This window comes from Acidovorax sp. SRI_002 (assembly GCF_057586455.1).
Map to the genome: position 1 here is coordinate 13,407 of NZ_JBYCZW010000009.1, position 26,372 is coordinate 39,778.

Sequence of the window (26,372 nt, forward strand, 5' to 3'; positions counted from 1 at the left end):
TGTCGGGTGATTCAACACACCCAGCCAGACCTGAATCACGTCGGTCACCATCCGCCTGAAGCAACTCCCCAACTCCCAAGCAACCTTTGCCATTTGGAAACCATACGCACCTGAACTCGGCATCTTTGCTGTTTTGATTTTCAGGGTACAGAGTTGATTCTCACGATCAAGATGCTGAAAACAGCCCGTCACGAGCGCCCGGGTTCCACGCAGCGTTGCTATTTGCCTCTCCACAGCTGTTGCATGGTCCCTGGCGCAATGATTGGTTAGGGCAATTGAACCCAGTTCTGGTTGTTGCCGCCGTTGCAGGTCCAGGTCAGAAGGGGAGTGTCCTGCGCCGTCGCATTGTTGGGCACGTCCAGGCAAGCGCCTGAGGCGCGGTTGCGTAGAGTAGAGCTCACTAGCGACCACTGCGCCGCGTTGCCCGCGCTGCAGGCCAGCTGCACCACGCTGGCGCCGCTCGCTGCGGCGCTGTCCTGCGCCAGACACAGGTTGCTGTGCCGCGCCACCAACTGCACATAGCCGCCTGCCCCGCTGCGCACCGTGAAGGTTTCGTTGTCGGCCGTGCCGCAGGGCCATTGGATGGCCACTGCACCAGCATTGGCCGAGGCCCCACGGATGTTGACGCACAGGTTGCTGTGGTTGGAGCGCAGGCGGGTGGTGTACTCGGCCGTGGCGTCCAGCGAACGCACGTAGGCAGCCAGTGCCTGCTGGTCGGCGGCGGGCAAGCCGGCGGCGTTGCCGTGCCCATCGGTGATCACATCCAGCACGCTGGCCTTCTGCCCGTTGTGGAGGTAGGACTTGGCCGTCCAGCTGCCCAGCAGGGTGGGCGTGTCAAAGCCCACACCGGCCAGTGGCTGGTTAGCCCCTTTGCCTGACGAGGGCTGGATGCTGCCCACATCGTGCCGAAGTCCATCCTGGAAAGTCCCGCCCGCATGGCAACTGGCGCAGTTGGCGTTTGCGAACAGGGTCTGCCCGCGCGCAGCCTCCACCGTGAGGCTGCCATCGGCGGCGCGCGCCGGGCTGCGCAGGTACTTGTTGAGCGATGCCAGGTAGGCGGCCAGGTCATCAAGCTGCGCATTGCGGCCGGCCTTGGGTGTGCCCAGTGGGTCGCTGGTCGCGGAAAAGTCCGCGTCGCTCAAGAAGCCGGTGCCGCCGAAGGCGCTGCGCATGTCGTTCTCGAAGTCCTGCACCTCGTCGAAGTTGGCGCTCCAGTGCAGCTTGCCGTGGCCGGTGCCGCGCCGGCCTTGCAGGCTTATGGTGCGGCGCAGGCCCTCGCCGCGTTGGGTGAAATCCCAGACCATGCCGTCGTCGCCACCGTCGGCGTGGCAGCTCGCGCAAGACATGTAGTTGTCCTTGCTCATGCGCCGGTCGGCGGCGTTGTAAAACACCAGCTTGCCGCGCAGAGCGGCCGCTGCCATGGGCTCCTGCGCCACCGTGGCGATGTTCTGCAGGAACACGGCTGCCGCGCTGCGCGAGGCCAGCACGTCAGCCACATCGTGCACGGTGACCGAGCGCGCGAGGAAGTTGTTCACGAACAATCGCTTGCGTGTGGCGTCCAGGTACAAACCGTGCGGCGCGCTGCTGGCCTTTATCTCGCCGCGCACAGCGCGGGTGTAGGCATCGACGATGGCGATGTTGTTACCCTCCATCTGCGCGACGAACAGGTAGTCACCCGCCGGGGAGAAGAGGGCGGCGCGCGCGGGGGCCCGGTCGTCGAAGTCGATCTGCTCTGGCAGCAGGTGCGTGGCCTGGGTCAGATCCACCTGCGAGAGGATGGAGCGCACCGTCTGGTCGTGCAGCAGGTCGTTGCCGTCGCGGAAGCGCCCGCGCACAATGTTGTCCTTCTTGCCCGGCAGCACTGCGCGCGAGCCATCGGGCGAGATCACCACCTGGCTCAGGTAGTTGGCCACGCCGCGCGCGCTGTTCTCGGTGTCCACTGTAGTCGTGTCCACAGGCAGAGCGATGGTGGACAGCAGTTGCATGCCATTGAGATTCACCTTGTGCAACTGGCCGCCCGTCATCGTCGACTTGAAGCGTGTGATGTAGGCAGTTTGAGAGTCTGCCGCCACTGCAATGCCGCGCAGGTCGCCTTCGAGCGCCAGTGTTCCCGTGATGCTGCCGTTGGCCGGATCGAAGGTGAGCAGGGTAGATTTGCTTTCCAGCGAGAGCAGTCCCTTGCTGCCGTTGGGGGTGAACGCCACGCCATAAGGGCCGCTGCCGTAGGCCAGTGCAAAGGTTGCGGAGATGCTGCCATCGGTTGGGTTCAAGGCTACGAGCTTGTCCTCGCCCTGCACGGTGACCCAGAGGCGGCCGTCCGGCCCGCGTGCCAAGGTCTTGGGCTCGTCGCCCACGCGGGTTTCCCAGCGCTTGGTCAGGGCCGTGGCGTCGATGGCCGCGACCGTGCCGCTGTCCGGGTTCACCGTGTAGATGCTGTTGGCGTCGCCGACGATGTTGCTTGAATGCGTGGGTGCCGTGGCCGTGGTCGGGAAGGTCACCGTCACGTTGTAGGTGTAGAAGGTCTCCAGGCCCGCTGCGTCGCGCACCGTCAGGGTCACGGTGTAGTGGCCGGGGCGGTTGTAGCTGTAGGTGGTGTTGGCCTGGGACGAGAAGGCGGTCTGCGTGCCGTTGCCGAAGTTCCAGCGGTAGGTGACGCCCGTGCCACCGCCCAGCCGGGTGGGGGCGAAGTTCATCTGCCCGTTCACCAGCTGCGGCCCGCCGCTCACGCCCGCATCGCCTATGATGGCCTGCGAGCGCAGCTGCGCGACATCAGCATCGCTGAGAACACGCCCGTAGATGCGCACATCGGCCAGGCTTCCGCGGAAGAAGTCGGCGTTGCCCTGGATCTGCCCGAGCAGCGCGAACTTGTTGGACAGGCCCTTGGTGCCGGTGAGGCCTGTCGAGCTGGTCTTGGCGCCGTCGATGTACAGCGTCTGTGCGCCTGAGGCCGCGTCGCGCGTCATCACCACGTGGTGCCAGTTGCCATCGTTCACCGCAGCAGTGGAGCGGGTGCCGGGGTTGTTGCCTGCCGCGTTGCCCACCGAGAGGTTCATGCGGCCGGTGTTGTCGATCCAGCCCCAGAACACGTCGTCCGCGCCGCCGGACTGGTCGCGCCCGAAGATGCCGGGCGCAGTCCAGGCGTTGGCCGAACCGTTCTGCGTGGTCTTCATGTAGAACGCCAGCGAGGCCGTGCCACCCAGGGCGGTGGCCACACCATCGTTCTTGAGCGGCACGCCGCCGGTGCGCTGCGCAAAGTTCAGGCCGATGCTGCCGAACTGGTCCGCTGCCGAGGCCGTGCCATTGTTGGCGCTGATCTCATCGGCAAGCCCGCTGGTCAGAGGCCAGTGGTTCATCAGGCTGATGTCGGTGGCGTTGCCGGTGTGGAACACGGAACGGTACTGACTGGCGATGGCATTGCCTGCATAGTCTTTCACGCCGCCTGCGGGGAGCAGGATTTCATAGGAGGTGCCTGCTGCCAGGGGTTGTGCGGGGTGGAAATTGATGATGCCCAGTTGCACGCTGTAGGTACCTTGCAGGGTGTTGCCATTGACAGGGCGCACGATGAAGGTGCTGGCGTTCACGCTCTCGGGCAGGATGCTGTCAGTCAGACCTACGCCGATGCGCGAGGTCAGCGCCTGCTGCTTGGCGCCTTGGGTGGGCGATGTTTGCTTGACCGCAGGCGGTGTGGTGTCGCGTGTTGTCTGGTGCACGATGAAGCCGCTGCCCGAGCCGTGGTCGTTGCCGATGAACAGCAGGTTGCCCATGGGCGCCACCTGGCCGTGGTCGGAGTGCGAGTACTCGGGGTCGTTGGTGGCGAACAGGCTGCCCTGGCCCACCTCGACATGGTTGAGCGGGTTGCTCACGTCCACCTTGTGCACCTTGAACTGCGCGCCCTGGAACACGTAGTGGTCCTGCATGCCGCAGTACAGCTGCTCGTCGATGACGAGGCGGTTGTCCTCCACCACGAACTGCGTGCGGTCGGACAGGTCGTAGCTGTACATCTTGGCGCCGCCACCGCGCGCCGAGGCGTGCAGGTTGCGGCCGTCGAAGCAGGTGGCGTAGTAGTTGGGGTTGGAGCCCACGGTGTCCAGCACCTTTGGGTTGAGCGGGTCGGAGATATCGAGGCTGGCAAAACCATCGGTGTTGTCCATCGAGGTCAGCACCATGTGGTTGCCAATGGTGAAGATGGGGCCGACGCGAAAGCCGCCGAGCTCGCCGGTGGGCACGGGGTTGGGTTTGCCCGCGCCGCGGTTGGCGATCACGGCGTTGGCCGGGTCGCTGGCATCGACGATGTAGACGCCGTCGTTGGCCGAGGCCACGTACACGTAGGGCGCCTGCCACCACAGCTGCCAGGCCACGTTGGCATAGTCGCCGCCGTTGACGGTGGGCAGGGCCAGCTTCTTGACCTGCTGGATGTTGTTGATGTCGGTGAAGTCCCAGAACTCGATGCCCTTGATGCCGGGCACCACCACGTACTGGCGGCCATTGATTTTGGCCGTGCCGAAGGCGTGCGCCTCGCGGAATTCCTTGGTGCGCCCCTCGGGCTCGTAGATCTTCTTGACGAGCACGATGGCGCGCGGGTTGGACACGTCGTAGAGCAAAAAGCCGCCGGGGCCCAGGCCGCTGTCGGGTGCGAAGGAGGTCAGGAAATAGCCGTTGAGCATGATGCCCACGTTCAGCCCGTAGTCCTTGCGGCCGGGGTAGGTGGCCGGCACGTCGCCCGAGGCGCGGGTGATCATGGAGACCGGTTTGAACAGTTCGGCCGAGGTGTAGGTGAGATTGCCCAGGCCTGGCCCTTGCAGTGGGAGAGGAGCCTCGCCGGCCCGCGTGACCGCTGCCGCCATGGTGGTGAGGGTGGTCATGGGGCTGACCCCCGTGATCGCCGCATGCGTGAGCAAGGTGGCGAACGGCAGCAGCAGTGCCATCAGGTAATACCGGATTTTCATCGTCGTCTCCTGTTCGTGTGGTTCTGTGTGAACCTTTTTCCTCGATCCTCTTGATCGCCCGCCGCAGGCGCGCACAGGTGCTCCAGGCCGGTGGCTCCCTCGCCACCGGCCGCCGGGCTTTCTCCTAGGGCCCTCTCTTCTTTTTCTGCTCTCGTCGGTGCGCAGTCTTCTGCGCGCAATGCGCTTGTGGCCTCAGGACGCGTGCGTCCCCGTGCTGTAGATGTCCCAGGCAGCCGCAGCGCTCGCACCGCGGTGGATCATGGCCATCAGAGCATCGACCACCGCCGAGGGCTTGGCATGCTGGTAGACGTTGCGGCCATAGACCATGCCCACGGCGCCCTGGTCCAGCAGCACGCGCGAGCGGGCGAACACCTGCTGCAGGTCCTCGCGGCCGCCGCCGCGCACCAGCACCGGGCAGCGCGCGGCCTGCACCACGCGGTGGAATTCGGCCGGGTCGGTGGTGGGGTCGGCCTTCACGATGTCGGCCCCCATCTCGCGCGCCAGTCGCACCAGGGTGACGATCTTCTCGGCGTCGCCGTCGACCATGTAGCCGCCCTGGTCGCTGTGCGGGCGCATCACCAGCGGCTCGATCATCAGCGGCATGCCGTAGCGGTCGCAGTCCGCGCGCACGCGCGCGATGTTCTGCACGCACTGGCGGAACAGGTCGGGCTCATTGGGCAGCATGAACAGGTTGACCACCACGCAGGCCGCATCGCGCTGCACGGCCGGCAGCACCGGGTCGTGCTCGTTCTGCAGCAGGGCCCACATCACGCGGTGGGCAGTGGCGTTGTAGGGGTTGCCCATGTCGATGCGCATCACCAGCGCCGGCTTGTTGCGGCCCGGGCGGTCCTGCAGCAGGTCGGCCTGTCCGTAGTTGAGCTGGATGGCATCGGGCGCGGCGGCCACGAGCTTGTCCATCACCTGGGGCATGTCTTCCAGGCCGTTGAGGAAGCTGGGCTCGTTGCACACGCCATGGTCGAGCGCGATGTCCAAGCAGCGGCCGTTGGTGAGCAGGCGGTTCAGGCGTGCGGTCTTGTCTTTCGACATACGAAGAAGTCCTTGGGTTGGGGGATGGATACGGGTCAGGCCAGGGCCTTCAGGTGGGCGCTTACGGCGTCGTCGATGCGCTGCACGGCCTCCTCGGGCAGCTCCAGTGCACCGGCGGTCGCGTTCTCGGTGGCCTGCGCCCGCGTGCGCGCACCGCACAGCGCCACCGACACGCTGCCATTGGCCAGCGTCCAGGCAATCATCAACTGGCCAAACGAGCAGCCGAACTGCCGGCGCAGGGGCTCCAGCTCGTCGAAGAAGGCCTTGAGCCGGGCGCGGTTGGCCGCGCTGAAGCGCGGATTGCTGGCGCGCTGGTCATCGCCCGTGAACTGGCGAGCCGGGTCGATGGGGCCGGCCAGCAGGCCCAGCGCCAGCGAGGAATACCCCAGGATGGCGACATTGTTGCGGCCGCACAGCGGCAGCAGGGTCTGCTCGATCTCGCGGTCGATCAGGCTGTAGCGCTCCTGCGCGGCATCCACGGGGCCATGGCGCAGGTACTCGGCCAGGGTCGGCGCATCCACGTTGCTCACGCCGATGGCGCGGATCTTGCCCTGCTTCTTGAGGTCGAGCAGGGCGTCCATAGTCTCTTCGACCGGCGTGGTGCTGTCCTGCCAATGGGTGATGTACAGGTCGATGTAGTCCGTCTGCAGGCGTTTCAGGCTCTCCTCGGCCTCGTGGAAGATCGATGCGCGGCCCAGGTGCCGGTGCACGGGGTGGCCATCCTCGTCGAAGAAGTGCGTGCCCTGCTGCGTATGCCAGACCAGGCCGCACTTGGTGGCGATCACCGCCTCGTGGCGGCGGCCCTTGAGCGCCGCGCCGACGAGCTGCTCGGAGGCGCCCAGGCCATAAGCCGGCGCGGTGTCGATCAGCGTGACCCCGGCATCGAGCGAGGCGGCAATGGCTTCGGTGGCGGCGGCACTGTCCTGGCCGCCCCACATCCAGCCGCCCATGGCCCAGGTACCGAGGCCGATGGCCGAGCACTGGATGCTCGAAGGGCCCAGGGTGGTGGTCTTCATCGCTGCGTTCATCATCACGGCATTCATCGCTTGGTCTTTCGGGTGTTCATGAGGTGGTCGATGGTCACGGCGGCCAGCAGGATCAGGCCCTTGATAACGTCCTGCCAGTACGGCGACACGTCCAGCAGGATCAGCGAGCTGGTCACCACCGAGAGCAGGGCCAGGCCCAGCACGGCACCGAGCACCGTGCCCGAGCCCCCCTTAAGGCTAGCGCCGCCGATCACGGCTGCGGCAATCACGTTGAGTTCCATGCCCACGCCGAAGGTCGGCGTGGCTGCGCCGAAGCGCGCGGTGTAGATCACCCCGGCCAGGCCGGCCGAGGCCGCGCACAGCACCGTGACCCAGAACTTCACGTGGCCCACGCGGATGCCCGAGTACAGCGCCGCCTTCTCGTTGCTGCCGGTGTAGAACACGCGGCGCAGCAGGCTGGCTCGGCGCAGCACGAAGTCGCTGACCACCACGATGAAAAGGAAGATCAGGATCACCGCCGGAATGCCTAACAGCGTGCCCTGGCCGATGAACTTGAACGAGGCCGGCAGCGAGAACAGCGACTGCGGCGTGCCCTGGGTGAGCGCCAGGCACAGGCCGCGCACGATGACCATGAAAGCCAGCGAGGCGATGAAGTGGTTGAGCCCGATGCGCACCACGCAGCCGCCGATCATGGCCCCGATGAGGGCGCTGGCAGCGATCGCGATGAGCCCGGCCGTCCAGGGGTCGAACCCCATCAGGAACAGCTTGCCCGTGACCACCATCGCAAAGCACACCACCGAACCCACCGACAGGTCGATGCCGCCCACGATGAGCAGGATGGTCATCCCCACCACCACGATGCCCTCGATGGAAAACGAGAGCAGCATGGCGCGGATGTTGTCCCAGGTCAGGAAGTAGGGCGAGGCGAAGCTCATGCCGATGCACAGCACCAGGATGATGACCAGAAGGCCCATCTCGCGCATGCTGGTCAGCCTGGTTCCGCCCGGCTTGCCGGGCCCTCCCTGGGGTTTCTCGCGCAGGGGCTGCAGGCCGGCCACGCTGCCGGCATCCAGTTGTGCGGGGTGATTCATACCATCTCCTCTTGTTGTCGTTCCAGTCCCGAGGCCAGCCGCAGCAGGGCCTCTTCCGTCATGTCCTCGCCTTGCACCTCGCCCGCGACGCGGCCATCGCGGATCACCAGGGCCCGGTCGCACAGCCCGATGATCTCGGGCAGCTCCGAGGAGATCACCACCACGCCCACGCCCTGGCCGGCCAGGTCGCGCAGGATGTGGTGGATCTCCGACTTGGCACCCACGTCCACGCCGCGCGTGGGCTCGTCCATCAGCAGCACCGCGGGGTTGGTGGCCAGCAGCTTGGCGATGGCCACCTTCTGCTGGTTGCCGCCCGAGAGGCTGGCCACCTCAATCTGCACGCCGTCGGACTTGAGCTTCAGGCGCGCGCCCAGCTCCTGCGCCAGCCGGTGCTCGGCCGCACGCTGTAGCAGGCCGAAGCGCGAGCTCACGCGCGCCAGCGCCATGGAGGCGATGTTCTGCGCGATCGGCAGGTCCAGGTACACGCCTGCGGCCTTGCGGTCCTCGCTGAGGTAGGCAATGCCTTCGCGCAGCGCATCGCTGTATTTGCGGATGGCGAGCTGCTTGCCGTTGAGGCGCACGCTGCCGCCGGTGGCGGGGCGCAGGCCGCACAGCGTCTGCGCCAGCTCGCTGCGCCCGGCGCCCATGAGCCCGGCGATGCCCAGGATCTCGCCGCGCTGCACGGTGAACGAGACGCCGTGCACGCGCTCGCCGTCGGCCAGGTCGCCCACTTCGAGCACATGCTCGCCGCGGTCTGCGTCCTTCTGCTTGGGCGGGTAGTAGTTGCCCAGGTCGCGCCCGACCATGCGGCGCACCAGGCCATCGGCATCGAGCTCGGCCAGCGGCCCCGAATGCACGTTGCGGCCATCGCGCAGCACGGTCACGCGCGTGCAGTGCGCAAAGATCTCGGCCATGCGGTGGCTGATGTAGATGATGGCTATGCCCTGGTCCTTGAGGTCGTGCAGCACCCGGAAGAGGGCGGCCGACTCGTTGTCGGTGAGGGCGGCGGTCGGCTCGTCGAGGATCAGCACCTTGCAGTCGAGCGTGAGCGCCTTGGCGATCTCGATCAGCTGCTGGCTGGAGATCGGCAGGTCCCCCACGCAGGCGGCGGGGTCGATGTCCTGGCCCAGGCGCCTGAGCACCTGGGCGGCGCGCGCGTTCAGGCCGGCGTAGTCCATCCAGGCCTGCCGGCCGGCATTGATCTCGGGCATGAAAATGTTCTCGGCCACGGTGGCATCGGCACACAGGGCGATTTCCTGGTGCACCAGGCCGATACCCAGGCGCATGGCCTGGGCCGGACCATCGATGGCCACCACGCGGCCGTCGAGCAGGATCTCGCCCGCGTCCGGCTGGTGGATGCCATCGATGATGTTCATCAGCGTGGACTTGCCCGCGCCGTTCTCGCCGCACAGAGCGTGGATCTCGCCCGCCTGCAGCGAGAAGTCCACGCCCGAGAGCGCATGCGAAGCGCCGAAGCGCTTGCAGATGCCACGCAGCGCGAGCAGGGGAGCGCCCATGGTGGTGGTGCTCACTCGCTGATGCCCTTGGTGCCGCGGCGGGCGAGGTACTTGTCCCAGTAGAAATCGTCGGCGTTGGCCTTGCTGACCACGGCCAGGCCGTTGTCCAGGAAGGGCACGGCCATGGGGTTGGTGCCGTTGCGCTTGGCGTCGTTCATCGGGTCGATGAGGCCGGGGTTCTTGGCCAGGAACAGCATCATCATGCCCATGTAGCCCTGCATGCCCTGGTTGGGGTTGATGGCGCCGAACACGTCGCCGGACTTGATCATGTCCAGGATCTTGGCGTTCACGTCGCAGCACATCACCTTGATGTTCTTCTTGGTCTCCACCTTGGCCTGTGCCGCACCCAGGGCCGAGTTGGCTTCGGGCATGAACAGCGCGCCCAGGTTGGGGTTGGCTTGCGCCAGGCTCTGCACGGCCTGGTAGGCCTTGTTCGGGTCCTGGTTGCTCGCGGCGCGGCCCACCAGCTTCATGCCGGGGTGCTTGGTCTTCATGCGGTTGATGAAGGCGGCGATGCGGCGGTCGTGGTTGTCCTGGCCGGGGTTCTCCAGCACGGCGAACTCGCCCTTGCCGTTCAGCGATGCCGCGATCGCATCGGCCGCCTGCGCACCTTCGCGCTCGTTGTCCGAGGTGATGAACGACGTGCGCTTGGAGTTGGGCGAGTCGGCTGCGAAGGTGACCACCGGGATCCCCATCGCCGCGGCGCGGTTGATGGGTTCGATGAACGGGTCCGGGTTCATGGGGTGCAGCAGGATGCCGGCGGGCTTGCGGGCCAGCTCCTGCTCGAACGACGCCAGCTGCTTGTTCACGTCGTATTCCGGCGTGCCGGTGTAGCGGGTGCGCACGCCCAGGGTGCGGCCCAGCTGCTTCATCATTTCGTAGACCGGAAACCAGTACTCCACGCCCGAGACCATAACGTTCATCACGTAGACGTCGCTGGGGTTGCCGCGCAGGCCGCCCGCTGCGGCGGGGGCCGCTGCAGGCTGCTGTGCGAATGCGCTGGTGCCGGCCAAGCCGATACCGGCGGCGGCTGCGGACTTCAGGAAATTACGCCTCATTTTTTGTCTCCTCTTGTTGAACGGTGCAGCATGGGATGCTGCTTTATCCAGGGCTGCGATGGGGTGCTTGGTGTCACGACAGTTGTTATGACAGGTAGAATGTAAGCGTGGATCGAATCTCCAGATAGTTAGGGGAAACACTACTGGATATACCCGCTGGTTCGGCGGAAGCTGTTATGACATGAAGCCCCAACTACTGATCGGCATCGACCTCGGGTCGAGCAGCCTCAAAGCCCTGGCCCTGGAGGCCGCGAGCGGCCGCACCGTCGCCCTGTCCCGCATGCCCCTGCAGCACGACCGCCTGCCAGGCGGTGGTTGCGAAGTGGGCGAGCCCATGCTCCGTTCGGCCCTGTCCGCCGTGCTGCGCGATGTGGCCCACCAACTGGGCCGCCGCGTGGCCGATGTGCGCGCCATCGGCTGCACGGGGCATGGCGCAGGCCTGTACGCGCTGGATGCGCGCGGTGAACTCGCAGGCGGGCGCGCCGTGGCCTCGACCGACCAGCGCGCCGGCGCACGCGCCCAGTCCCTGGCCGCGAGCCACGGGCCGCAGCTGCTGGCAGACGTCGGCTGCCAGCCCTGGCCCGGCCAGCCCACCGTGATTGCCGCCGAGCTGCTGGGCAGCGATGCCGTGCGCAGCGGCGCGCTGCAGCGCCTGATGTTCGCCAAGGACTACGTGGGCTTTCTGCTCACGGGCCAGATCGCCACCGATGCCAGCGACGCGAGCACGGCAGGCCTGCTGTCCGTGGCCAGTGGTGACTGGTCGCCGCTGGCCTTTTCCGCCCCTGGCATCGCCGGCCTGGGGCCGCAGGCCTTCGGGCCACTGGTGCGCAGTGGCGAGGTTATCGGCACGCTGCAGTCATCGGCGGCATCCGCGCATGGCCTGCCCGCAGGCATTCCCGTGGCCATGGGCGCCATCGACCTGCTGGCCGCGATGACGGCCGTGCGAGCCGAAGAGCGGGGCCGTGCTGTGTCGGTGCTGGGCACCTGGTGCGTGAATGCCGTGATCGGGCCGGTTCTCGAACCCTTGCCAGACGTGGCGTCCACCGTGAACTACGGTTCCCGCGACCGGCGCCTGTACATGGAGAACAGCCCCTCGTCGATGGCCAACATCGCCTGGCTGGCCGGCGTGCTGGGCTTGCCCGATGCGCGTGCGGTGGTCGACCTGGCGATGTCCGTGCCCCTGGGGGCCGGCGGACTGCGCTTTTTGCCCTTCGTGAACGGCGGAGGCGGCGTCACGGCGGGCTTCGTGGGCCTCAAGAGCCACCACACGCGCGGCGATATGGCGCGTGCCGTGGTCGATGCGGTGGCGGCCCTGCATGCACGCCACACGGCGCGGCTGGCGGCGGGGGACTTGCCGGTCTCGGCTTCCACCGTGCTGGGCGGCGGCGCCAGCGATACCCGCCTGGTGCGCCTGCTGGCGGGCCTGCTGGGGCACCCGGTGGAGCGCTGTGCAGACGACGAAACCGGTGCCCGTGGCGCGGCGATCTATGCCGCCCGGTCCCAGGGCATCGACCCCCATCCCTTGCACGCGAACTGCGACACGGTCGAGCCCGATGCCAGCCAGGCGCGTGCCCACGCGGATTTCAACGCCTCCTTCAACGAACTGATCGCCACCATGTCCCCTGTCTTCGGCCATCTGGCCGGCCACGCGCCCGAGCGCGCGCCACAGCCCCCTGCGGCGACGGCGGCCCCCGTCCCGCCGCAGCGCGTGGAGGCCTTGCCATGAGCGCCTCCACCCCCCTGCCATTCGTGCGCCCGGCCGCCGTGGCGGGTCGCCATTTCTCCACCGTGATCGTGGGCGCCGGTATCAACGGCGTGGGCGTGTTCCGCGACCTCTCGCTGCAGGGCGTGGACTGCCTCATCGTCGACAAGGGCGACTTCAGCGCCGGGGCCAGCAGCGCGCCTTCGCGCATGATCCACGGCGGCCTGCGCTACCTGGAAAGCGGCAGCTTCTCGCTGGTGGCCGAGGCCACGCGCGAGCGCAACCTGCTCTTGCGCAACGCGCCGCACCTGGTGCAGCCGCTCAAGACCGTGGTGCCGCTGTCAAGCTTCTTCGGCGGGCTGATGAGCAGCGCGCTCAAGTTCCTGGGCCGCACGCCGCCCCAGCGCACGCGCGGCCTGCTCGCCGTGGCCGCTGGGCTGCGCCTGTACGACCTGCTGGGCCGTCGCCAGCGCGTGATGCCCAACCACCACATCAGCCGTGTGCAGCCGGCGGACCGCCTGCTATTTCGCGCGGCCGTGCGGTGGACGGCGACCTTCTTCGACGCCTGGATCAGCCACCCCGAATGGCTGGTGCTGGAGCTGGTGCGCGACGCCTGCCGCGACCAGCCGCGTTCGGCGGCCAGCAACCACTGCCGTGTGATGGGTTGTGCGGGCAAGACCCTCACGCTGCGCGACGAAGTCACGGGCGAAGTGGTGCAGGTGACGGCCGATGCCGTGGTCAATGCCAGCGGCGCCTGGCTCGACCGCAGCACCGAGTTGCTGGGCGGCGCGGGGCCGCGCGTGATGGGCACCAAGGGCTCGCACCTGGTGCTCGACCACCCCCTGCTGCGCGACGCGCTGGGCGGGCGCATGGCTTACTTTGAGGCGCTGGACGGGCGCGTATGCATCGTCTACCCGTTTCTGGATCGGGTGCTGGTGGGCTCCACCGACATCCCGGTGGACGACCCCGACCAGATCGCCACCGAGCCGGCCGAGGTGGACTACCTGCTGGACGTGCTGGGCGAGGTGTTCCCCAACCTGGCCTTCGGCCGCCGCGACGTGGTCTACACCTATGTGGGCGTGCGGCCGCTGGCACGCTCGGACGCCGACAAACCAGGGCAGATCTCGCGCGACCATTCGGTGGTGATCGACGCACCCTCGCCATCGCGCGACATCCCGGTGGTGGGGTTGGTGGGTGGCAAATGGACCACCTTCCGCGCGCTGGCCGAGGAGGCCACCGACGAGGTGCTGCGCCTGCTGGGGCGAGCGCGCACCGCCTCGACCCGGCAGTTGCCCATTGGCGGCGGCACCGACATGCCACAGGGCGCGCAGGCGACCGAGCGCTTCATCGACCGCATTGCCAAGGATGCTGGCCTGGCGCGTGCCCGCGCCCAGGCGCTGCTGCGCCGCTACGGCTCCCAGGCCTTGCGCATGGCCCAGCATTTCAAGGTGGCGGGTGACGAGCCGCTGCAGCATGCCCCCGATTACTCGGTGGCGGAAGTGGCCTGGCTGTGCACCGAAACCGGTGTGATCCACCTCGACGACCTGGTGATCCGCCGCACGCTGCTGGCCATCCGTGGCCTCGTCACGGACGCGGCGCTGGCCGAAATGGCCGGCATTGCCGGGCAGGCATTGGGCTGGGATGCCGGGCGCGAACGGCAGGAGTTGCACAATTGCGCCAGCGCGCTGCGCGAACGCCATGGCGTGCGCCTGGCCACGGCAGCGCCCGATACCGATGCGGCAGCGCCGGCCTTCCATGCACCATTGACCATCCATCCGGCCCTGAGCCCGTCCTGACGTGAATGCACCGACCGAACTCCAGCCCCTGCTCGACCGCAACTCCGAATCGCCCCTGTGGGCGCAGTTCCGCGATGCCCTGCGCCTGCAGATACTGCAGGGCGAACTGGCCATCGGCGCCAAGCTGCCCTCCGAGGCCGAGCTCGGCGAGCAATTCGGCATCTCGCGCATCGTTGTGCGCGAGGCACTGGCCGACCTGGTGCGCAACAACCTGATCTACAAGATCAAGGGCCGCGGAGCCTTCGTCGCGGCGCGCGAACGCGACGAGGATTTCGTCTCCACCGTTCTCGGCTTCTCCGATGAGATGGAGCGCAAGGGCCGCTCGGTGCGCACCCAAGTCCTCCTGCAGCAGCTGCGCGACCCCACGCCGCAGGAGATCAGCGCGCTGGGCCTCACCGACGACACCCAGGTGGTGGCATTGAAGCGGCTGCGCAGCGTGGACGGCGAGCTGCGCCTGCTGGTCGAGACGGTGGTGCCCGCCGACCTGGCACCCGGCCTGCACCGCATGCGCCTGGACGACCGCTCGCTGTACGACGTGCTGCGCCGCCAGTACGGTGTGCGTCTGGTGCGCGCCGAGCGCTGGATTGACGCCGTGCTGCCCGATGCTGAGACCTGCGGGCTGCTGCAGCTGGAGACCCCAGAGCCGCTCTTGCGCATCGAATCCATCGCCTATGGCGCCAACGGCCGGCGCCTGGAGTACTACAACGCCTTGCACCGCTGTAAGTCCAGTCGCCTGCATGTGCAGACCACGACTTAGAAGGGCGCATTGACTCTACGTGAATCGTCCCTGGTTCTGAGGAGACTCAACACTCTGAGAGGATTGAGCCATGAAGAAGACGCACAAGTTCTCGCCTGAGGTGCGTGAGCGTGCAGTGAGATGGATCAGGAGCGCCGCAGGGGTAGCTGCCACTGTGGGCCACAATTGAGACTGTCGAACGGAAAGCGCTGACTTCTCGAACCCGTATTTGAGTGATTGCTGCAGCGCTCTTGGAAGGGCTTGCGACTTTAGGTTGACAGCCACTTGGTTGAGCAGGGCGCTAGGCTGCAAGGATGCTTGGCAGTGGGTTACGACTTTAGTTGCCCAGAATAATTGCGTTGCGATTCGGAGATGCTGGCAAGAGCAAAGAAGGAAGCCCCGTGGGAACCGCCTTCATCCTCGGTCCCCGCGCCGGATGCGCAAAACGCGCAGGGATAGACAGCTGCTTGCCGAGGCATAGGTGTAGCAACAAAAAGGGCTCCCAGTGGGAGCCCAGTTTGCTTGCCTGACAGTGAGGAAAACACTCCCCATGGCAGCAGCACCCGCGAAGTGCCACCGCCATGGGAAGGCCCGCAACTGCGTCAATTACATGGCGCTGAATTCGCCGTGGGGAATCTTGCCGGTGCGCAGGGCTTCGGCTGCCTGGGCATGTACTGCAGCGCGGTCAGCCGTGGAGGTGTATGTCACCACGCGCGAGCCAGCGGGTTCTTGGCTGCGGGTCTGGGCCACCGTGGCGGCTTCCGCTTGCACTTCAGCACGGGTGCGGTTGGTGTCGAATTGGAGCGCAAATTGCGAGCCATCGGCTTCATCTGCGTGGGCGCCGAAAGAGGCGAAAGCAGCAATAGCGGCTATAGAGAGGAAACGGGCAGTCGTGTTCATGGTGCAAATCCTTGGATAAAAGCGTCTCAAAAAAAGCCGGAACAAAGCGCCAAAAGCGGATGCTGAAAACTACTTCAAACCGGGTTCGGTGAGTCGCCTTGCGGGTTCGGCTCATCGATGGATTGAACTGTACGCCGGTGCTGTTCAGAGAAAAACTATCCAGTCGCAAACTAACTGTTCCAGTATTGGAAACAATTGATCTGCTGCGCCAAGAAGCGCTTCGCAGGGAGGGGGTATGCAGGGATTGGAGGCCCATGGGCGTATTTCACCCACTAGGTTTCACGGGGAGAAACTCTGGTGCCCGGGCCTGCGACGCCGGGAAAGCGTGGAGCTGTCGAACTGCTCCGCGTCAGTCAGAGCCTGGGCGATGCAGACCACCCGCCGGTGGTGGTGCAGGTGACCTTGCACGGGGCGTCAGCCCTTCGGCAGCCTGTTGTGCGCAGGTGGTGGTCCGGCTTGAGATGTGTGGGGCCAAATTGTCGAAGCGTCTGTTCACGATCTCCGGCTAGATCGTAGACACGTGTTCAGTGCTGCACGTACGGGAAATGCCTGCACCGCACGCGCAGCGTTTGCCGCGTCTGGCTACTTTTTCAAGGGGCAGGTGTTGATGCCCAGCAGTGTGTAGGCGGGGCAGAAGCGGAACAGGCCGGTGGCCAAGGGGACGACGCCCAACCAGCCCCACCATCCCACAGTGTTGGTGGCAGCCAAGGCAATCAGCACCAAGCCTGCCACGATGCGCAGCACGCGATCGATGGTTCCAACGTTGACGTTCATGACAATTCCTTTGGGTTACGCATGGGCCCCGGGGGCGGGACCTTTCTTGCACAGGAGGTGGCGCATGGCTGATGCACCACCGAATCAGTCGAAAGACGGTGGCTCGGGAGACGCCACGGGTTTGCCCGCCGCAGCCCAGGCGTCAAAGCCGCCTGCGATGGACTGCACCTGCAGGTAGCCCATCTCGCGCATGGCGCAGGCTGCCAAGGCGGCCCTCCCGCTGGTCTTGCAGTACACCACCACCTTCAGATCGCGCGAGGTGAGTGCAGGCGTGCTGCTGAGCTTGAACTCCAGAACGCCGCGCGAGGCGTGGATGGCACCGGGTATGTGTCCGGCCTGGTACTCATCGGCCTCACGCACGTCGATGAGCACATCGGCCAGTCGGATGGCTTCATCGGCTTGGTCGATGGGGACTTCATGGACCTGGGCTTTCGCCGCAGCCACGAGATCGTGGGCTGTTTTCATCGGATGTTTCCTCAAGTAGTGTGACGGTGGATATGCCGTGGTGTCATTTGAGGACGGCGTTGTTGGCGTCCAGCACTTTCAGCACGATGGGAATGCCCTGCCCCACGCTCTGGGTTACCGTGCAATAGCTTTCAAACTGGCCCAGCACGCGGTCCAGGTGTTCCAGTTGTGCGGCGGGTACGCCCAGTTGCAAGGTGGCGTCCATGCGCAGCACACGCTGGCGTCCCTCTGGGTTACGGCCCACCTGGGCCACCACGGTGGCGCGCAAGGGCTCCGGTGACTGTTTGAATTTGCGCAGCGCAAACAACAGGGAGTCACTCAGGCAGTTGCCCACCGCTGCGCAAAGCAGCTGCACCGGCGATGGGCCCTTGCCCGAGCCCAACGGGACGGGTTCATCGCCGATCAGGTGGGGGACGGTGCCGCCAAAATGGATGTCAAAGCGGTAGTCCTCTTGCTGGACCAGCTCAACGGTGACTTGTTCGTTGCTCATGGAAATCTCCGGGATCTTCTGAGGGGGCTCGTGGATAGCGTGTCACAGCGCGTTCACGGGAATCTTGAGATAGGTCATGCCGTTGTCTTCTGCCGGGGGCATCGCCCCGGCCCTGATGTTGACCTGCACCGACGGCAGGATGAGAACGGGCATGTCCAGCGTTGCATCGCGCCGGGTGCGCAGTTTGACGAATGCCGCTTCGGTCATGCCGTCGTGCACATGGATGTTGTGGGTGCGCTGATCGGCGACCGTGGTCTGCCAGGCCGGGGCGCGCTCTGCGGGGGGGTAGTCGTGGCACATGAAAAGGCGGGTCTGTGCGGGCAGGCTGAGCAGCTTGCGCACCGACCGGTACAGCGTGTGCGCATTGCCACCCGGGAAGTCGCAGCGCGCGGTGCCGACGTCGGGCATGAACAGGGTGTCGCCCACCAACACGGCGTCTGCGATCTGGTACGCCATGCACGCAGGGGTGTGGCCCGGCACGGCCAGCGCCTTGGCTTCGAGCTGGCCAATAGAAAACACTTCTTCGTCGTGCAGCAGGTGGTCGAACTGACGGCCATCCGGGTGGAACTCTGGCTCCAGGTGGAAGATGGCTTTGAACACCTCTTGCACCTGGGTGATGGCGGCTCCGATGGCTATTTTCCCTCCCAGCTTGCTGCGAAGGTAGTGCGCGGCGGACAGGTGGTCGGCATGGGCATGGGTTTCCAGAATCCATTGCACGGTCAAACCCTTGCTCTGGACGAACGCTACCAGACGATCTGCCGAATGCGTGCGGGTGCGGCCTGATTTTGCGTCGTAGTCCAGTACCGAATCCACCAGTGCGCAGTGACCCCCGGGTTCGTCAAACACCACGTAGCTCACGGTCCAGGTCGCGTCGTCAAAGAAGGCTTCTATTTGGGGCTTCACGGGGGTCTCCTGTTGCAGGCGTCGATGGACACAATGCTCCGAGTGTGGCGGTGGCAAGCGCGTGATCCCATCAGTCGCGTTCGATGGGGCGGCCCAGCTGCAGGGCCACGCTGCTCACACCGCCTCCATTGGACACTTGGTTATAGCCTTGCGTGCGCAACCACTGGACTGCCATGCCCGAGCGTGCGCCCGAAAGGCAGCAAAGCACCATCGGTTGGTCGCGGTGCGGCAGCGCTACTGCGGCCTGCTGGGCCAGGCTGTCCAGCGGCAGGTTGATAGAGCCAGCCACATGGCCTGCTGCGAATTCGCCGGGCGAACGGACATCGACGACCAGGGGAAGCGTGGGGGCGGGGTGGGGGTTCATGGCGCTGGCGGGGTGAGGGTGTGGGATGAGGGCATGGTTGGAGGCGTTCACGGTGTGGGCGGGGCCAGCATGTGCGCTGTGTCGGTGGCCGCTTGCAACGCGGCCTCGTCGAGCTGGCCCGCCAAAGCCATCAACTGCAGGCGCTCTTGCGCCATGCGGGTCTGGTGCCCCAGCAGGTTGGATTGCGACTGCATCGCGTCATTGTGTGCCTGCAGCAAATCCAGTGTGGTGCGGTCGCCCACCTGGCGACCCAGTTGGGTCGCCTGCAGCCGAACCTGGGCCGACCTGAGCGCTGACTCCAGGGCCTGGGTCCGGGCGGCCCCAGCCTGCAGGTGCAGCCAGCTGGTGCGTACCTGCTGGGCGACGGCAAGCCGGGCGCTGTCGAGGTCGGCCTGGGCCTTGTCCTGAAGGCGCAGCAGTTCCTGCTGGCGCGCATCAAGTTGGCCACCGGTGTACAGCGGCACCTGGATTTGCACACCCACCATGTACTGGCGTGCGGAGTTGCTGGCCGAGCCCCACCGGCCTGATCCTGACAGGTGGTCGCCACCGGCCTGGGCCACCAGGTCCACCTTGGTGCTGGCAAAACGCGCCGCCTTGGTTGCCTCTTGCTCGGCCAGTGCGAGGGCCTGCGCCTGGGTGCGCACCTGAAGGTTGTCCTGCGCGGCGAGATTCAGCCAGTGAGGCAGGGGCGCGAGGGGTTTGCCATCGCGCAAGGCGGTGGTTTCGTTGCCCGACGAGGCTGGCAGGTGTAGGGGGGGCAGTTGCGCAGGACTCCAGCCTGTGGTCTGGGCCAGAGCCTGGCGCGCAATCTGCATCTCAACATCGGCTGCTTGCACCAGTGCAGCGTTGGCCTGCGCGCGCGCCTCGGCTTCGCGCACATCCGTGATCGGCGAGTCCCCCAATGCAAAGCGGTCCTGCGCCTCTTTGAGAGCCTGATCGGTTGCCTCCTGCTGGCGCAGTAGCAACGCGCGCTGCTGCTGCGCCAGCACGGCCGAGAAGTATTGCTGGGCCGTTCGCAGCATCAGCTGTTGCTGCACCGAGGCGGCCTGCAGTTCTGCCAGATCGGCGGACAGCAGCAGCTGGCGCCCCTGTGCGCTGCGCTCGGGGTTGTACAGCGGCATGCGCGCCTCCACACCCCAGCGTGTACCCGGGCCGCTGCGGACCGAGGTGTCAAAACCCACCCCAGAGGTCTGTGGTGTCCCTGGCATGGAAAACGCGGCCCCCTGGGCGGAGGTCTGTGAGCCCATCGCGCCTGCCGCAGCCTGGGCCGTCACAGAGGGGTTCCACAAGCGGCTAGCCTGCACGCGGCGGGCCTCGCCTGCGGCGCGTGTGGCCGTTGCTGCTGCCATGTCCGGGTGTTGCTGCCGTGCGGCCAGCCAAGCCTCGTGCAAATCTGCCGCCTGGGCTGCACCCATGCCGCAGGCCAGCAAGGCAGCGCTCAGGAGGAGTTTGCGCATGGCGTGGTCCTCCTCAGCAGCCTGGGCGCACGCCCAGCTTGCGCAAGATGGTCTCCATCAGGCACCACTTGGTGAGCCCGCTCTGCAGCAGGTTCGCGCCCACAAACGCCGTGAAGGCCAGCCACCACTGGCTGGCAAAAACAGGGCTGCCGGGAATGCCCAACGCCAGAGAAAGCAGGATGAAGGTGCCTGCGACCAAACGAACGATTTGCCAGGTTGTCATGATGAACTCCTTGTTAAGAAAAGATAGAAACTGGGGGGGGCTTGGTCACGCGCCGGTCAATGGGGCTTTTGCTCGTGCAAGCGGGTGATGCCCAGGAGCTTGAGCACGTACTTCTCGTAGATGGGCTCGGAATTGCCCGACTTCATCTTGTTCAGGAAGTACTTCTCGAAAGCAATCTTGCCCAGGTGCACCCATTTGCCCTTCTTGAACCAGTTGACGTTGCGCGGCGGCATCTGTGGCAGCGCGACAAACGCCGCGCCGGTGTCCCCCATGTCGGCCAGGCAGATGGCGTTCCATGTGGCGGTGGCAGTGGCGGGCTGGCCCGCAATGTCGGCGGCAATGTTGTGCACGATGGCCGAGATCATGGTCTCGATCATGTAGCCCGTCTTGGGTGCGCCGGTGGGCACGGGTGTCACCTCGACGGGCGGAATCGCAACGCAGACCCCGGCCGAGAAGATGTGGGGGTAGGCCTTGCTGCGCTGGTGCTCGTCGATCAACACGAACCCGCGCGGGTTGCACAGCCCGGGTACGGACGCCACGGCATCGACCCCTTTGAAGGCAGGCAGCATCATTGACAGCTTGAAGCCCAGCTCGTGCTGCTGGTGCACCTGGCCCTTGTCGTCCAGCTGCTCGACAAACATCTTGCCCGCCTCAACCCGTGTGGTGCGCGCGTTGTGAATCCACTTGATGTCCTGGCTGCGCAGCTCGCTCTCCAGCATGCTCTTGCTGTCGCCCACGCCGCCCAGGCCCAGGTGGCCGATGTAGGGCTCGCTGGTGACAAAGGTGATCGGCACCTTGTGGCGCAGCTTGCGCTTGCGCAGGTCCGCTGCAACGATGAATGCGAACTCGTAGGCCGGGCCAAAACAGCTCGCGCCTGGCATGGCGCCAATGACGATGGGGCCGGGGGTTTCCAGAAACTTCTGGTAGTCGCGCCAGAAGTGTTCCGCGTGGTCCACGGAGCACACCGAATGTGTGTGCCCGTTGACGGGGCCTGAGCCCGGCACTTCCTCAAAGGCCAGCCGGGGGCCGGTGGTGATCACGAGGTAGTCGTAGGCCACGGTGCTTCCGTCTTCCAGCATGACGGTTTTGCCCGGAGCATCGATGGATTTCACCGGTTGGGCGATGAAATCAATGCCCTTGCGTTCCAGCAAGGGGCGGATCTGCAGGACGATGTCATCGCGCTTTCGCCAGCCCACGGCGATCCAGGGGTTGGAGGGCACGAACTGGAAGTAGTCCACCGCGCTGATCACTGTGATCCGATCTTCGCGTGGCAGCTTGCTGCGCATTTCGTACGCAGCCGGCATGCCCCCGATACCCGCTCCAATAATCACTACATGTGCCATGGTTGTCTCCTGTGGTTGAAGGATGGTTGCCCGATCGTTCGTTCAGTGCGTTCGGTGCGCTGTTCACTGCGTTCCGTGGTGAACGGAAGCCTCTGAGGGGCTGTTGTCAGGTGGGTTGGCGGGACCGGCACCGTTGGTGCTGCTGCCCGCGCTGCGGTCCCGGTACGCTGCGTAGTACAGGGTGGGAATCACCACGAGCGTGAGCACGGTGGAAACAAAGATGCCGAAGATCAGTGAAATGGCCAGGCCATTGAAAATCGGGTCGTCCAGGATGAAGAACGCGCCGATCATGGCCGCCAGCCCCGTCAGCACAATGGGCTGTGCACGGGTGATGGCCGAGTGGACGATGGCCGTCTTCAGGGGTACGCCCTCGCGCACCTGCAGGTTGATGAAGTCCACCAGCAGGATGGAGTTGCGCACGATGATGCCCGCCAGGGCAATCATTCCGATCATGCTGGTGGCCGTGTACTGCGCGCCCAGCAAGGCATGGCCGGGCATCACGCCGATGATGGTCAGCGGGATGGGCGCCATGATGATGAGTGGCGTGAGGTAGGAGCCAAACTGCGCCACCACCAGCAGGTAGATCAGGATCAGGCCCACCGCGTAGGCAGCGCCCATGTCGCGGAAGGTCTCAAACGTGATCTGCCATTCGCCATCCCATTTGATGGCGTAGCCCCGCAGGGCATCCGCAGGCTGGCGCACAAAGTATTCCTGCACCGATCCGCCATCGGGCGCCACGATGCGGGCAATCGCGCTGCGCGCCTGGAACATGCCGTACAGCGGGCTGTCGACACGGCCCGCCATGTCGGCCACCACAAAATTCACCGGCAACAGGTCCTTGTGATACACGGGCTGTTCGCGCAGGGTGTCGCTCACCGTGACCAGCTCGCGGATGGGGACCAACTGGCCTTGAGAACCCCGGACCGTCAGGCGCAACAGTGCCTCCAGGTCGCCGTGGCTTTCTGCGGGCAATTGCAAAAGCACGGGCGCCGGGTATTTGCTGGTGTCGCGCAGCCAGGTGGTGGCTTCGCCGCTCAGCCCCGCATGCAGCGCGCTCACGATGGCCTGCTGGGGAATGCCCAGCAGGGACGCCTTGCGCCGGTCCACGATGAGCAGCTTGCGAGGGGCGTCGGCAATGCTGCTGTCGTCGGCGTCCACAATGCCTTCGGTAGCGGCCAGCGCGGCGCGCACAGCACGCGCCACTTCGCGCCTGCCATCGGCCTCGGGGCCATACACCTCGGCCACGATGGGCGACAGCACAGGCGGGCCGGGAGGCACTTCCACCACCTTCACATTGGCGCCATGGCGCTTGCCGATCTCTTGCAAGGCGGGGCGCACCCGCATGGCAATGGCGTGGCTTTGGTCCTTGCGGTGTTGCTTGTCCACCAGATTGACCTGGATGTCACCGACCTCGCCCCCCGAGCGCAGGTAGTACTGGCGCACTAGGCCGTTGAAGTTGATGGGGCCAGACAGGCCTGCGTAGGCCTGGTAGTCGGTCACCTCGGGCACGGTCGCAAGGTGTGCGCCCAGCTCATGCAGCACGGCGGCCGTGCGCTCTACCGGGGTGCTCGCAGGCATGTCCACCACCACCTGGAACTCGGACTTGTTGTCGAACGGCAGCATCTTGAGCTGCACCCATCCGAGCACCGGCAAAGCGACCGACAAGGCAATGAGTGCCGCCACGCCCAGCCCCAGCCAGCGGCGATTGCGCCGGCCTTGGGTGTCATCCAGCAAGGGGCTGAAAACCCGCTCGAAGGTGGGCGCGATGCGAGCGCTGAGCCCACTGTGCACCGGGCTGGAATGCCCTGATGGATGGCCAGTGTGCTCCTTCATCCACAGCCGGGCCAGCCAGGGGGTGATGACGAACGCCACGGCCAGCGACAGCAGCATGCCCATGCTGGCGTTGATGGGGATGGGGCTCATGTAGGGGCCCATGAGGCCGCTCACAAACGCCATGGGCAGCAGGGCGGCAATCACGGTGAATGTGGCCAAAATGGTGGGGCCACCCACCTCGTCCACCGCGTGCGGGATGATGTCCTTGAGGCTGCGGCCGGGGTGCAGCAGCTGGTGGCGGTGGATGTTCTCCACCACCACAATGGCGTCGTCCACCAGGATGCCGATCGAGAAAATCAGCGCAAACAGCGATACCCGGTTGAGGGTGAAGCCCCAAGCCCAGGACGCAAACAACGTCACCGTGAGCGTCAGCACCACGGCCACGCCCACGATGGCGGCCTCGCGGCGGCCCAGGGCCAGGAAGACGAGTGCCACCACCGACGCTGTTGCGAACAGCAGCTTCTGGATGAGCTTTTGGGCCTTGTCGTTGGCGGTGGCGCCGTAGTTGCGGGTTTCCGTCACCTCCACGCCGTCGGGAATCACGGTGTTGTGCAGTTGTTCGACCCGCTGCATCACCGCATTGGCGACGTCGATGGCGTTCTCTCCCGCCTTCTTGGTCACCGTGAGGGTCACGGCCGGGTATTCGTCCACGGCGCTCTGCGGGGCTTCGCCGCTGGTACTGGCGGTGCTGGCGGTGCGCCGTGGAACCCCATGCCAGACGTAGCGGCTGGCGGGCAAGGCACCGTCCTGAACATCGGCCACATCTTTCAGGAACACCGGCTTGCCCGAGCGCACGCCCACCATGAGGTCGGCCACCTCATCGGCGCGCGCCAGAACGGGGCCGCTGTCCAGCTGAATGGTTCGGTCGCCGCCCAGCAGCTCGCCTACGGGTAGCCCCATGTTGGCCGACTGCAAGGCGCGGCGCAGGTCGTCCACTGTGGTGCCGGTGGCTGCCATGCGGTTGGTGTCCATGCGCACCAGCACGGCGCGGCCCGGGCCGCCCAGAGTCTGCACTTCGCGGGTGCCGGGCACGCGCTTGATCTCGGCCTCCAGGCTGTGGGCCACTCGCTCCAGCGCAAAGGCACCGGAGGTTTCGTCGCGGCTGTGCAGGGTGAGCGTTACCACGGGCACGTCGTCGATGCCCTTGGGCTTGATGATCGGGTCCATGGCCCCCAGCCCTTTGGGCAGCCAGTCGGCATTGCTGCGCAAGGTGTCGTGCAGGCGCACCAGCGCCTCGGTGCGTGGCACGCCCACCTTGAACTGCACCGTCATCACCGCCACGCCGGGCCGGGACACCGAGGTCACGTGCTCCGTGCCTTGCATCTGCGACAGCACCTGTTCGGCGGGCGTCGCAATCATTTGCTCCACATCTGCCACGGAGGCACCGGGGAACGGCACGATGACATTGGCCATGGTGACGTCGATTTGGGGCTCTTCCTCGCGGGGGGTGACCAGCACGGCAAACACGCCGAGCAAAAACGCCACCACAGCCAGCAAGGGTGTGATTTGCGCGCCCTGAAACAAGGCGGCGATGCGCCCGGAGATTCCGAGCGGAGAAGGATTTTTGGGGGTGCTCATGTCAGCGCACCTTGGCAGCAGCTTGGGGCTTGAGTGCAATGCGGTCGCCTGCGCGCACGCCGCTCAACACCTCCACCATGTCGCCAGCGGGCCGCCCCAGGCGCACCTGCCGCAGCAGCGGCCGGCCCTGGCCGTCCAGCACGTAGACGCCCGTCATTTCCGCCCGCCGCACCACCACACTGGCGGGTACCAGCAGCGGGCCCACGGCAGCGGCTGTCGGCGAGGTAGTGCCCTTGCCAGCGTCCAGCCACAAGCGGGCGAACATGCCGGGTGCCACGCCCACCACACTGGTTGGCAGCTCTGCGCGCACTTGCACGGTGTGGCTTTGTGCATCCACGGTGGGCAGCACCTGCACTTTGGATGCCGGGACTGCGATGCGCGAAGCGGAGACCCCCGGAATTTCGACCTGCAGCTCGCCAGTGCCTCCATCGCGCAGCATGGCGGCCTGTTGCTGCCCGACATGGGCTGTAACGCGCATCAGCGACGAGTCGTACACGGTCAGCAGGGGTTTGCCCGGCATGGCCATGTCGCCCAGGGTGGCGGGCACATGGCCCACCACGCCCGCAAAAGGCGCCTTGATGACGTAGAAGCCCGATTGCGTGGTGGCCGCACCTGCCTGCGCCAGCAGGGCCTGCACCTGCGACTGGCTGGCGCGCCACTGGGCCTCTGCCCGGTCCAGCGCGGCCTGGCTGATGTACTGCTTCTGGAACAGCTGCTTTTGGCGCTCGTATTCCTTGGTCGCGACGTTTTGGGCGGCGCGCGCGGCGTCCACCTGGGCCGCGCTGGCAGCGGCGTTCTGTTGCGCTGCGCGCGCATCAATGCGTGCCAGCTCCTGGCCCGCCGTAACGCGGTCGCCCGCCTTGGCAGAGAGGCTGATCACCGCACCCTGTACCTGGGCGGAGAGGGTGGCGTCCCGCACGGCCTCGACCTGGGCGTCCACACTGCTCGCCAGCTGGGCGGCAGCGGGCTTGACGGTAAAGGTGGCGACCGGCTGCGCAGCGGTGTCGCCAGCCGCCCAGGCGCCGGACACGGCCAGGGAAAGCGCTGCGGTCAACAGGGTCAGGGACTTCATGGCGGCTCCAGGGAATCTTTGTGAGATTGATTATTTAACTAATCAGCTAATTAGTCAATAATGTATCATGTGTTCCCAATGCACGGAGATC

At 66.0% G+C, this 26,372-nt stretch carries 20 protein-coding genes; 3 read left to right on the forward strand and 17 right to left on the reverse strand.

Going from position 1 to position 26,372, the window contains the following annotated elements:
* Positions 1-266 precede the first annotated feature (266 nt).
* The 6 genes from AC2YJX_RS22475 to AC2YJX_RS22500 form a co-directional block, all read right to left on the reverse strand.
* Entirely contained in the window at positions 267-4,946 is a 4,680-nt protein-coding gene (locus AC2YJX_RS22475; protein ID WP_487257328.1) for a LamG-like jellyroll fold domain-containing protein, read from the reverse strand.
* Positions 4,947-5,138: 192 nt separating this feature from the next.
* Positions 5,139-5,993 (reverse strand): class I fructose-bisphosphate aldolase, encoded by an 855-nt coding sequence (locus tag AC2YJX_RS22480; RefSeq protein WP_007854399.1) that lies wholly within the window; start codon positions 5,991-5,993, stop codon positions 5,139-5,141.
* A 35-nt stretch (positions 5,994-6,028) separates the two neighbouring features.
* Positions 6,029-7,036: an aldo/keto reductase gene (locus tag AC2YJX_RS22485; protein ID WP_431150759.1), complete on the reverse strand. Its 1,008-nt coding sequence runs from the start codon at positions 7,034-7,036 to the stop codon at positions 6,029-6,031.
* Complete coding sequence (locus tag AC2YJX_RS22490; RefSeq protein WP_145697279.1) at positions 7,033-8,070, reverse strand: ABC transporter permease; 1,038 nt, start codon at positions 8,068-8,070, stop codon at positions 7,033-7,035. The genes AC2YJX_RS22485 and AC2YJX_RS22490 overlap by 4 nt, the downstream gene beginning before the upstream one ends.
* Entirely contained in the window at positions 8,067-9,587 is a 1,521-nt protein-coding gene (locus tag AC2YJX_RS22495) for a sugar ABC transporter ATP-binding protein (protein WP_487257449.1), read from the reverse strand. Before AC2YJX_RS22495 ends, AC2YJX_RS22490 begins: the two co-directional genes overlap by 4 nt.
* Positions 9,588-9,598: 11 nt before the next feature.
* A complete protein-coding gene (locus AC2YJX_RS22500) occupies positions 9,599-10,645 on the reverse strand; it encodes a substrate-binding domain-containing protein (RefSeq protein WP_007854385.1) in 1,047 nt (348 codons plus the stop codon).
* A 181-nt stretch (positions 10,646-10,826) separates the two neighbouring features.
* Here AC2YJX_RS22500 and AC2YJX_RS22505 point away from each other — a divergent pair, with 181 nt between their 5' ends.
* From AC2YJX_RS22505 to AC2YJX_RS22515, 3 genes are read left to right on the forward strand one after another with little or no spacing between them, the layout of a single operon-like run.
* On the forward strand, positions 10,827-12,371 hold the full coding sequence (locus tag AC2YJX_RS22505) for an FGGY family carbohydrate kinase (RefSeq protein ID WP_487257329.1): 1,545 nt from the start codon (positions 10,827-10,829) through the stop codon (positions 12,369-12,371).
* Positions 12,368-14,143, forward strand: coding sequence for a glycerol-3-phosphate dehydrogenase/oxidase (locus AC2YJX_RS22510; RefSeq protein ID WP_487257330.1), 1,776 nt, complete (start codon positions 12,368-12,370; stop codon positions 14,141-14,143). The genes AC2YJX_RS22505 and AC2YJX_RS22510 overlap by 4 nt, the downstream gene beginning before the upstream one ends.
* A gap of 1 nt (position 14,144) precedes the next feature.
* Positions 14,145-14,900: a GntR family transcriptional regulator gene (locus AC2YJX_RS22515; protein WP_431150755.1), complete on the forward strand. Its 756-nt coding sequence runs from the start codon at positions 14,145-14,147 to the stop codon at positions 14,898-14,900.
* A gap of 585 nt (positions 14,901-15,485) precedes the next feature.
* Here the strand turns inward: AC2YJX_RS22515 and AC2YJX_RS22520 are convergent.
* The 11 genes from AC2YJX_RS22520 to AC2YJX_RS22570 form a co-directional block, all read right to left on the reverse strand.
* Entirely contained in the window at positions 15,486-15,779 is a 294-nt protein-coding gene (locus AC2YJX_RS22520) for a DUF4148 domain-containing protein (RefSeq protein ID WP_487257331.1), read from the reverse strand.
* 582 nt (positions 15,780-16,361) lie between these two features.
* A complete protein-coding gene (locus AC2YJX_RS22525) occupies positions 16,362-16,553 on the reverse strand; it encodes a YgaP family membrane protein (protein WP_121421177.1) in 192 nt (63 codons plus the stop codon).
* 84 nt (positions 16,554-16,637) lie between these two features.
* The gene (locus AC2YJX_RS22530) at positions 16,638-17,018 is read right to left on the reverse strand and encodes a rhodanese-like domain-containing protein (protein WP_055403022.1); all 381 of its coding nucleotides are present in this window, start codon (positions 17,016-17,018) and stop codon (positions 16,638-16,640) included.
* Positions 17,019-17,061: 43 nt separating this feature from the next.
* Positions 17,062-17,508, reverse strand: coding sequence for an OsmC family protein (locus tag AC2YJX_RS22535; protein ID WP_487257332.1), 447 nt, complete (start codon positions 17,506-17,508; stop codon positions 17,062-17,064).
* 42 nt (positions 17,509-17,550) lie between these two features.
* Positions 17,551-18,411 (reverse strand): MBL fold metallo-hydrolase, encoded by an 861-nt coding sequence (locus AC2YJX_RS22540; protein ID WP_487257333.1) that lies wholly within the window; start codon positions 18,409-18,411, stop codon positions 17,551-17,553.
* Between the two features lie 70 nt (positions 18,412-18,481).
* A complete protein-coding gene (locus AC2YJX_RS22545) occupies positions 18,482-18,826 on the reverse strand; it encodes a rhodanese-like domain-containing protein (protein WP_487257334.1) in 345 nt (114 codons plus the stop codon).
* Positions 18,823-20,232 carry a TolC family protein gene (locus AC2YJX_RS22550; RefSeq protein ID WP_487257335.1) on the reverse strand — a complete coding sequence of 470 codons (1,410 nt, stop codon included), beginning with the start codon at positions 20,230-20,232 and terminating at the stop codon, positions 18,823-18,825. The genes AC2YJX_RS22545 and AC2YJX_RS22550 overlap by 4 nt, the downstream gene beginning before the upstream one ends.
* Before the next feature lie 13 nt (positions 20,233-20,245).
* Positions 20,246-20,455 carry a YgaP family membrane protein gene (locus AC2YJX_RS22555; RefSeq protein ID WP_487257336.1) on the reverse strand — a complete coding sequence of 70 codons (210 nt, stop codon included), beginning with the start codon at positions 20,453-20,455 and terminating at the stop codon, positions 20,246-20,248.
* A 56-nt stretch (positions 20,456-20,511) separates the two neighbouring features.
* On the reverse strand, positions 20,512-21,798 hold the full coding sequence (locus AC2YJX_RS22560; protein WP_487257337.1) for an NAD(P)/FAD-dependent oxidoreductase: 1,287 nt from the start codon (positions 21,796-21,798) through the stop codon (positions 20,512-20,514).
* A gap of 63 nt (positions 21,799-21,861) precedes the next feature.
* Positions 21,862-25,209, reverse strand: coding sequence for an efflux RND transporter permease subunit (locus tag AC2YJX_RS22565; RefSeq protein WP_487257338.1), 3,348 nt, complete (start codon positions 25,207-25,209; stop codon positions 21,862-21,864).
* A 1-nt stretch (position 25,210) separates the two neighbouring features.
* Positions 25,211-26,281, reverse strand: coding sequence for an efflux RND transporter periplasmic adaptor subunit (locus tag AC2YJX_RS22570; RefSeq protein ID WP_487257339.1), 1,071 nt, complete (start codon positions 26,279-26,281; stop codon positions 25,211-25,213).
* Positions 26,282-26,372 lie beyond the last annotated feature (91 nt).

Bases quoted from the DNA above. Each gene is read 5' to 3' on its own strand.
- AC2YJX_RS22475 (WP_487257328.1), bottom strand. From the start codon at position 4,946: ATGAAAATCCGGTATTACCTGATGGCACTGCTGCTGCCGTTCGCCACC.
- AC2YJX_RS22480 (WP_007854399.1), bottom strand. From the start codon at position 5,993: ATGTCGAAAGACAAGACCGCACGCCTGAACCGCCTGCTCACCAACGGC.
- AC2YJX_RS22485 (WP_431150759.1), bottom strand. From the start codon at position 7,036: ATGAATGCCGTGATGATGAACGCAGCGATGAAGACCACCACCCTGGGC.
- AC2YJX_RS22490 (WP_145697279.1), bottom strand. From the start codon at position 8,070: ATGAATCACCCCGCACAACTGGATGCCGGCAGCGTGGCCGGCCTGCAG.
- AC2YJX_RS22495 (WP_487257449.1), bottom strand. From the start codon at position 9,587: ATGGGCGCTCCCCTGCTCGCGCTGCGTGGCATCTGCAAGCGCTTCGGC.
- AC2YJX_RS22500 (WP_007854385.1), bottom strand. From the start codon at position 10,645: ATGAGGCGTAATTTCCTGAAGTCCGCAGCCGCCGCCGGTATCGGCTTG.
- AC2YJX_RS22505 (WP_487257329.1), top strand. From the start codon at position 10,827: ATGAAGCCCCAACTACTGATCGGCATCGACCTCGGGTCGAGCAGCCTC.
- AC2YJX_RS22510 (WP_487257330.1), top strand. From the start codon at position 12,368: ATGAGCGCCTCCACCCCCCTGCCATTCGTGCGCCCGGCCGCCGTGGCG.
- AC2YJX_RS22520 (WP_487257331.1), bottom strand. From the start codon at position 15,779: ATGAACACGACTGCCCGTTTCCTCTCTATAGCCGCTATTGCTGCTTTC.
- AC2YJX_RS22525 (WP_121421177.1), bottom strand. From the start codon at position 16,553: ATGAACGTCAACGTTGGAACCATCGATCGCGTGCTGCGCATCGTGGCA.
- AC2YJX_RS22530 (WP_055403022.1), bottom strand. From the start codon at position 17,018: ATGAAAACAGCCCACGATCTCGTGGCTGCGGCGAAAGCCCAGGTCCAT.
- AC2YJX_RS22535 (WP_487257332.1), bottom strand. From the start codon at position 17,508: ATGAGCAACGAACAAGTCACCGTTGAGCTGGTCCAGCAAGAGGACTAC.
- AC2YJX_RS22550 (WP_487257335.1), bottom strand. From the start codon at position 20,232: ATGCGCAAACTCCTCCTGAGCGCTGCCTTGCTGGCCTGCGGCATGGGT.
- AC2YJX_RS22555 (WP_487257336.1), bottom strand. From the start codon at position 20,455: ATGACAACCTGGCAAATCGTTCGTTTGGTCGCAGGCACCTTCATCCTG.
- AC2YJX_RS22560 (WP_487257337.1), bottom strand. From the start codon at position 21,798: ATGGCACATGTAGTGATTATTGGAGCGGGTATCGGGGGCATGCCGGCT.
- AC2YJX_RS22565 (WP_487257338.1), bottom strand. From the start codon at position 25,209: ATGAGCACCCCCAAAAATCCTTCTCCGCTCGGAATCTCCGGGCGCATC.
- AC2YJX_RS22570 (WP_487257339.1), bottom strand. From the start codon at position 26,281: ATGAAGTCCCTGACCCTGTTGACCGCAGCGCTTTCCCTGGCCGTGTCC.